Source organism: Actinomadura litoris, assembly GCF_009733595.1.
GTDB classification, from domain to species: domain Bacteria; phylum Actinomycetota; class Actinomycetes; order Streptosporangiales; family Streptosporangiaceae; genus Spirillospora; species Spirillospora litoris.
The window spans coordinates 835,242-842,719 of record NZ_WOFH01000002.1 but is presented as its reverse complement, the minus strand read 5'-3'; the positions used below and the strand labels follow the sequence as shown (position 1 = coordinate 842,719).

Here is a 7,478-nt window from a genome sequence, read left to right as displayed (position 1 = left end):
CCGGATCCCTCCTGCACTGGACCCGCACCATGATCGAAATCCGCCAACGCCACCCCGTCTTCGGCGTCGGCACCTACAACGAACTCTCCGCCTCCAACCCCTCCGTCCTCGCCTTCACCCGCGAGATAGGGGAAAAGGAAGCGGACCAGTGGGGCGGAACGGACGTCATTCTCTGCGTCAGCAATCTCTCGCGCTTCCCGCAGCCCGTCGAGCTGGACCTGCGGCGCTTCGAGGGCCACTCCCCCGTCGAATGCACGGGCGGGGTGCAGTTCCCCGCGATCGGCGAACTCCCCTACCTCATGACGTTGCCGGGGCACGGTTTCCATTGGTTCCAGCTCACTCCACCGGAGGACGCGGACACCGAGAGGACCGCCTGACCGTGCTGCCGCCGCGGAGCGTCCTCCAGCGGGACCTCGCCGAATGGCTGCCCCGGCAGCGCTGGTTCGGCGGCAAGCACATCCCCATCGACGGCATCACGATCGCCGCGACCACCGAACTCCATTCCGGCGACCCGGCGCTGCACCATCTCGTCATCCACGTCCGGCAGCACACCGGCACCGACCGGTACCAGCTCCTCCTCGGCACCCGGCGCGACCTGCCCGACCGGCTCAGGCACGCCGAGATCGGCGGCTCCCCCGAGGAGGGGACGCACTGCTATGACGCCGCCCACGACCCCGACCTGACCCGGACCCTGCTGCGCGGCCTGGCGGCCGAGGCGTCCGTCGGCCCCCTGCGCTTCCGGAACGCGGGCGGCGGGGTGATCCGCACCGACCTGACGAGCCTGCCGATCACCGCCGAGCAGAGCAACACCTCGCTGCTGTTCGGCGACGCCTACATCTGCAAGCTGTTCCGGCGGCTGAGCGACGGCGTGAACCCCGACCTGGAGGTCAACCTCGCGCTGACGCGCGGCGGCTGCGCCCACGTCCCGGCCGTCCTCGGGTGGATCGAGCTGGAGCCGGGCGAAGGCGGCGAGCCGACCACGCTCGCGCTGCTCTCGACCTACCTGCGCACCGGCGCGGACGGCTGGAGCCTCGCGATCGCCAGCGTCCGCGACTGGTACGCCCACACGATGCCGCCGGGCGGGGACGAGTGGGCGGAGCTGGACGCGAGCGCCGCGGGCGGCGACTTCGCGGCCGAGGCCGAGCGGCTCGGCGCCGCCACCGCGCGGGTGCACCAGGCCCTCGCGGGCGCGTTCGGCGTGACGACGCTGCCCGCCGGCGAGGTCCACGCGATGGCGGCGCGGATGAACGAGGACCTCACCGAGACCTGCCGCGCCGTCCCCGCGCTGGCCCCGCACGCCAAGGCGCTCACCGGCGCGTTCCTCGACCTCGCGACGCGGGCGGCGCCGCTGCCCGTCCAGCGCGTCCACGGCGACTACCACCTCGGCCAGGTCCTGCGCACCGAGTCCGGCTGGACGGTGCTGGACTTCGAGGGCGAACCCGCCCGCACCCCCGGCGAGCGCCGCGCCCTCGCCCACCCGCTCCGCGACGTCGCCGGGATGCTGCGCTCCTTCGAGTACGCGGCGCGCTTTCTGATCACCAAGGCGGGCGCCCTGCCGCCGGAGTCCGGGCGCCGCCTGGAGACCCGCGCGCACGCGTGGGCCGCGCGCAACCGCGCCGCGTTCTGCCGCGGCTACGCCGCCGCGGGCGGTGTCGACCCGGCCGCCCACGCCGTCCTGACCCGGGCCTTCGAGTTCGAGAAGGCCGTGTACGAGGTGCGCTACGAGGCCCGGAACCGGCCCGCGTGGCTGCCGGTACCGCTCCGCTCGCTGGCCCATCTGACCACATGATCAAAGACACGAAACGCCGGATCCAATTCCGACCCATGATCATGTAAAATCCCCGCACTCTCCCCATTCGCCCGCGATCAACGGGTACCCGAACTGTCGGTAGGAGATCATCTGACATCACGAAAACGGAGCACGCGAATGTGCGAAGCACGCCAGTCCGGCCGGCCGAACGACCGGCCCCGGGCATTCCCCGGCCGACCCCGCCACGGCGGGACGACCGAGCGAAAACGCAGGACGCTCCGGCGCGCGGCCACCGTGACCGCCGTCGGGCTCGCGCTCAGCCTTCCGGCGGGCACGCAGGCGCTGGCGGCGCTCAACCCGGTCGTCCTGAAAAGGCTCGACCTGGACGCGGTGACGCTGGGCAAGGTCAAGGCCTACGACCGGTACCGCACCCGTGAGGCCAGGCAGAAGACGAAGGCGAGGAAGGCGCTGACCTTCGCCCGCAAGCAGATCGGCAAGCCCTACAGCTGGGGCGCCGCCGGTCCCGCGCGCTACGACTGCTCGGGCCTCGCGATGGCCGCCTGGCGCAGGGCGGGCGTGAAGATCCCGCGCGTCACCTACTCGCAGTACTCCGGCGTCCGGCGCAAGGTCGCCTTCAAGGACCTGCGCCCCGGCGACCTGATCTTCTTCCACGGCCGCAGCCACGTCGGCATCTACGTCGGCCACGGCCGGTTCCTGCACGCGCCCAACAGCCGCTCCCGCGTCCGGATCGACAGACTCGGCGCCGCCCGCAAACGGCAGTTCGCGGGGGCCGTCCGTCCGGGGGCGCCCGCGTACAAGAAGTGGTCGCCCTCCATCCGTGAACTCGTCGAGAAAATCGACCGGATGAGCGCCCAGGAGAAGGCCCACAAGGCACCGGAGACCACGGCGGATTCGCCTCTGGGCCTGCCGCCCGGCATAATCCTGCGCACCACGCCGGCCAAACCCGCGCCGCCCGCCAACGAGGCGGCGGCCACGCAGTCCCAATGGCCCACACCGCCCTACAACGACGCACCGGCCACCCATCAGGCGCCGCTCGTGAACGAGCCGACGCCCGCGGACGAAACGGCACCGACGAGCGAGGAAACGTCCGCGGAAGAGGCGGCGCCGACTCAGGACTCGCCGCCCATCGAGGCGGGGTCGCCGGCTAATCAAGCGGACGACGCGTCACCCGCAGCGGCACCGCCCGCCAATGACGCGGCCCAACCGGAGAACGCGGAGTCGACCGAGGACGGGGCGGCGCCCAACAATGGCGCCGCGCAACCGGAGAACACGGCCCACGCGCACAATGCGGCGCACGCGAATAGCGCGCCGCATGCGGCCGCCACGCACTCGCATGATGCCGCCGCCGTCGCGGACGGCGCGGTGGCGGAGGCCGAGAACGCGCACCACGCGAACGAGCAGGCCCTCGCGCAGGAGGCGGCGGCCCTGGACGGCTCCGGGGCGGGGACGCCCGGGAGGCGTGAGCGCCGGCCCGTCCCGCCCAGGGGCGTGTCCCGGCCCGTGCACGAGGTGACCATGCACGAGGTGAAGGCGCCGGTCGGCACGCACGAGGGGCACGGGCGGCCCGCGAACCTGGCCGCCGCGCAACCGCGGCCCGCCGTCCTCGCGAAGGGCGAGCGGCCCGTCGCGCACACGGCGGCCCGGAGCTGACAGGACGCGGACCGGCCGGGCGCACGACGGGGGCGCGCCCGGCCGGTCCGTCATGCGCGGGCGTCAGCGGGGTCGCAGGGCCTGGCCGACGATGAGCGCGTACATCCGCTCGGGGCTGGACGTGGACGCGGGTTCCAAGAATCCGGGCAGGAGCGGAAGGTCGGTCGCGAAGGGACGGACGCGTTCATAGAGGGACGGCGCGTCCGGCGGCCGGTTCTCCGGCTTCTTCTCCAGGAGATCCTGGACGAGGTAGTTGAGTTCGGAGGGGATGCCCTGGATGGGCGGCGGCTGTTCCCGGACGTGCTTGTCGAACACCGCGTAGGCGGTGGGCCCGGCGAACAGCTGCCGTCCGGTCAGCATCTCGTGCAGGACGCATCCGAGCGCGTACAGGTCGCTGCGGGGGTCGGCGACGCCCTGCTCGATCTGCTCGGGGGCCATGTAGGCCGGGGTGCCGAGGATCTGCCCGTGCCGGGTGAAGTGGGCGACGTCGGCGTCGCCGAGGACGGCGAGGCCGAAGTCGAGGACCTTGACGCTGCCGTCGGGGCAGAGCATGAGGTTGGTCGGCTTGAGGTCGCGGTGGCGGATCGACAGGGCGTGCGCGGCTGCCAGGACGGCGGCGGCCTGCGCGGTGATCCCGGCGGCCCAGGCGACGGGGACGGGGCCGTGCTCGGCGATGAGGTCGGCGACGGTGACGCCGTCGATGAACTGCATGACCTGGTAGAGCCGCTGCTCGAACGTGCCGAAGTCGTAGAGGGTGGGGGCGCCCGCGTGCTCCAGCCGGGCGAGGATGCGGGCCTCGCGGATGAAGCGCCGCTCAAGCTCGTCGTCGGGGCCGCCGGGGAGTTGGAGGAACTTCACCGCGACGCGGCGGCCGAGGCGGGTGTCGTCGGCGGCGTAGACGGCGCCCATTCCGCCGCGTCCGAGCGGCAGGTCGTCGAGCTCATACCGGTCGGCTATGAGCATCGCGGGAGCCTCCCGGGGTCAACGGCGGGGACGCAGATGACCGTCCACCAGCCCGTCGAAGCTCAGCCGAACCAGCGCGTCGCCAAGGGCCGACATCTCCCGCAATGTCGCGGTCAGCCGGGCGAGTTCCTGGAACGCCCGGCCGTATTCGCGCTGCCTTTCGAGGGAGAGCCTGGGGATGCGCGTCCGGCGCAGGTCCATGCGGCTGGAGCCGGTGCCGGTGCGGGTGTGCGCGAACGTCAGGAACCCGGCGAGGAAATGCGGATCGAGACGCGCGCCGTCCGGGCGGTAGAGCGTGAGGTGGGGGCCGAGGACGGCGCCGGGCTCGGCGATGACGCGGGCGGACCCGGCGGCGGTGGCGACGACGTCCCCCGGCTGGAGCCTGATCAGGGACGGGTCGGGCGCGGCGGCGCCGGAGGGGTCGCTCCCGGTGGTGAGGTCGTCGACGGTGAGCACCGGCACGGCGCCGCCGGTGAGCGGCCGCGCCGGGGCGTGGATGACGGTGAGGACCCCGGCCCTGGCGAGTTCGGCGATCGTGGTGAACGGCAGCGGCCGCTGTTCGGGCAGGAGGTCGACGCGGGGCGGCTCCGGAGCGGCGGCGGCGAGCCGGTCGAGGGCCTCGGAGAAGCGGCGGCCGAACGCCGGGCCGCTGTGGCGGGGGCGGTGCCGGGAGGGGGTGACGTCGACCTCGTCGTCCAGGAGGTCGACGACGGGCACCGACCATTCGCCGCCGCCGTCGACGTGCCGGTTCCATTCGCGTTCGACGCGGTCGAGGTCGCCCTCGGCGTCCAGCAGGAGGATCCGTTCGGGGGGCCGTTCGCCCGGTCCGGGACGGCGCAGGAGCCACAGGTCGGGGCCGCCGGGCGCGAGGGTCGCGACGGCGCGCAGGGCGCCGGTCCGCAGCAGGTTGCCGCGGACGCGGCGGCCGGGCCGGCGGCTCGCGACGGCGGACGGCATGAGCAGCGCCGCGCGTCCGCCGGGCCGCACATGGGCGAGGCAGTGCTGCACCCAGGCGAGTTCGGGCTCGCCGCGCGGCGGCAGGCCGTACTCCCAGCGCGGGTCGCCGGTCAGGTCCTCGTGGCCCCAGGCGCGGTCGCCGAACGGCGGGTTGCAGACGGCGGAGTCGGCGGCCTCCTCGGCGAAGCCGTCCGCGCGCAGGGAGTCGGCGGCGACGATCTCGGCAGGCGTCCGGGCGAGCAGCAGCCGCAGCAGGGCGATCCGCGCGGCGGCCGGGTCGCTCTCCTGGCCGAGCACGCGCCCCGCGCCGGGCGCGGCGAGGAGCAGGGTGCCGAGGCCGCAGGCCGGGTCGAGGACGGTGTCGCCCTCCCGGCAGGCGAGCCGGGTCATCAGCCGCGCCACGTCCCCGCGGGTGAGGACGAGCCGCCGCGAGTGGGCGGCGGCGTACCGCTCGAAGATCAGCTCGAAGGCGCCCCGGTGGCCGTACTCGGCGGCGAGGTCCTTCAGCATGCCGGGCAGTTCGGGGTCGCCGGGGATGATCGCTGGTTGCGACGGCCCGGTCGCGTCGCCGCGGTCGCCCAGCAGGCGCAGCCCGGCCCACCCGACGAGGTCGGCGAGGCGGAAGTCGTCGGCGGACGCGCGGAGCCGCTGCCAGACCCGGTCGCCGAGCGACACCTCGAACGGCTTGCCGTTGCGGATCAGCCAGCCCTCGACGTCGGTGAGCGAGAACAGCGGGCTGGCGGCCGTCCCGCCGACGGGCCGCGGAAAGTCGGCATGCCGGCGGCGCCAGTTGCTGACCGTCGCGCGGCCCACACCCGCGATACGGGCGATGTCGCCTGCGGTCACCCCAGGGTCGTCGCTCATGCCCCAACTCTAACGGAAGCCCAATACGCGGAAAGAACACCCGTGAATCGTGTCAACAACCACTCCACAGGCCACAACCCGAACTCCCGGCAGGGACCGGGAGCCCAGGAGGCGAAGTCCGTCGCGGGCGGCGACATCGAGGGCACAGGCGGCTGAACACCGACACCCGCGAACCGGGTCAACGGCTTCTTCGCTCGTCACGCCCGGCGCAAACGGCGGCCGAGCCTCGCCAGAGGCCCCGTGGGGGCGTGCGCGGCGGCGCCGAGCAGTTCGGGCGACTGTGTATCGGCGTCTGCGGCCTCCGGGACGACGTCGGCGACGACGCAGGTGATGTTGTCGGGGCCGCCCGCGCCGTTGGCGAGGGCGACGAGGCGGTCGACGGCCTCCTCGGGGGCCGGGGCGTCCAGCGCGTCCCGGATCGCCTCGTCGGGGATGACGCCGGACACGCCGTCCGAACACAGGAGGTACCGGTCGCCCGGCCGCGCCTCCCGGTGGTAGAGGTCCGGCTGAGCCCGCGCGCCGCTCTGCAACGCGCGCACCAGCACCGAGGCGCGCGGGTGCCGGGCGGCCTGCTCGGGGGTGAGCCGGCCCTCGTCCACCAGGATCTGGACCATCGTGTGATCGCGCGTGATCCGCTCCAGCACGCCGCCGCGCAGGACGTAGGCGCGCGAGTCGCCGATATGGGCGACGGCGAACCCGGCGCCGTCCCAGGCCAGCGCGGTCAAGGTCGTGCCCATCCGGGCGAGGTCCGGGTCGTGGCGTCCGAGGTCGTCCAGGCGGGCGGCGATGTCCGTGACCGCCGAGGCGAGCGCGGGCCCCGGGTCGCCTCCTTCGCGCCCCGCCGCGCGGTGCGGGGCGGCCTCGGCGAGGACGGTGATCGCGGTGCGGCTGGCGACGTCGCCGTGCGGGTGGCCGCCCATCCCGTCGGCGACCGCGAGCAGCCCCGGGGAGGCGAACGCCGAGTCCTCGTTGACCGTCCGCTGCCGTCCGGTGTGCGTCCCGGCCGCGAACCGAAGCACATGGTGAGTCATGCACTCCATGAAAGCACTCATTAACTCGATTCACAATCAAACCCCTCCTGCGCTGGGCTTACGCGAGAGCCGTGCTTGGGAGGGTCGGTTGGTGGGGTCTCCCAGTGGGGCGGGGATCGTAGATCGTTCTTTGCTTGGTCAACTTCCTCTCTGCGGCGGGTAGTGGTTCGGGCGTCTGGGTGAAGGTGGGCGGTCGTGGCCGGAGGGTTGGGCGGGCGAGGGGATCGCCTCGCCTTCGCTCT

General features: G+C 73.6%; 6 protein-coding genes. 3 read left to right on the top strand and 3 right to left on the bottom strand.

Annotated elements, in window-relative coordinates:
• From GNZ18_RS08135 to GNZ18_RS41115, 3 genes are all read left to right on the top strand, one after another.
• On the top strand, nucleotides 1-377 hold a 377-nt coding region (locus tag GNZ18_RS08135), incomplete at its 5' end, for an alpha-glucosidase C-terminal domain-containing protein (RefSeq protein ID WP_173390681.1).
• A 2-nt stretch (nucleotides 378-379) separates the two neighbouring features.
• Nucleotides 380-1,789, top strand: a complete 1,410-nt coding sequence (locus tag GNZ18_RS08130; RefSeq protein WP_173390648.1) for a maltokinase N-terminal cap-like domain-containing protein — start codon at nucleotides 380-382, stop codon at nucleotides 1,787-1,789.
• 138 nt (nucleotides 1,790-1,927) lie between these two features.
• Nucleotides 1,928-3,421 (top strand): C40 family peptidase, encoded by a 1,494-nt coding sequence (locus GNZ18_RS41115; protein WP_216651197.1) that lies wholly within the window; start codon nucleotides 1,928-1,930, stop codon nucleotides 3,419-3,421.
• Nucleotides 3,422-3,484: 63 nt separating this feature from the next.
• Here the strand turns inward: GNZ18_RS41115 and GNZ18_RS08120 are convergent, their stop codons facing one another.
• The 3 genes from GNZ18_RS08120 to GNZ18_RS08110 form a co-directional block, all read right to left on the bottom strand.
• Nucleotides 3,485-4,384 (bottom strand): serine/threonine-protein kinase, encoded by a 900-nt coding sequence (locus tag GNZ18_RS08120; protein ID WP_156215541.1) that lies wholly within the window; start codon nucleotides 4,382-4,384, stop codon nucleotides 3,485-3,487.
• A gap of 18 nt (nucleotides 4,385-4,402) precedes the next feature.
• The gene (locus GNZ18_RS08115) at nucleotides 4,403-6,205 is read right to left on the bottom strand and encodes an N-6 DNA methylase (protein WP_156215540.1); all 1,803 of its coding nucleotides are present in this window, start codon (nucleotides 6,203-6,205) and stop codon (nucleotides 4,403-4,405) included.
• A gap of 197 nt (nucleotides 6,206-6,402) precedes the next feature.
• The gene (locus tag GNZ18_RS08110; protein WP_156215539.1) at nucleotides 6,403-7,236 is read right to left on the bottom strand and encodes a PP2C family protein-serine/threonine phosphatase; all 834 of its coding nucleotides are present in this window, start codon (nucleotides 7,234-7,236) and stop codon (nucleotides 6,403-6,405) included.
• Between the last annotated feature and the right edge of the window lie 242 nt (nucleotides 7,237-7,478).

Coding starts and splice junctions, on each gene's coding strand:
- GNZ18_RS41115 (WP_216651197.1), top strand. CDS start 1,928: ATGTGCGAAGCACGCCAGTCCGGCCGGCCGAACGACCGGCCCCGGGCA.
- GNZ18_RS08120 (WP_156215541.1), bottom strand. CDS start 4,384: ATGCTCATAGCCGACCGGTATGAGCTCGACGACCTGCCGCTCGGACGC.
- GNZ18_RS08115 (WP_156215540.1), bottom strand. CDS start 6,205: ATGAGCGACGACCCTGGGGTGACCGCAGGCGACATCGCCCGTATCGCG.
- GNZ18_RS08110 (WP_156215539.1), bottom strand. CDS start 7,236: ATGACTCACCATGTGCTTCGGTTCGCGGCCGGGACGCACACCGGACGG.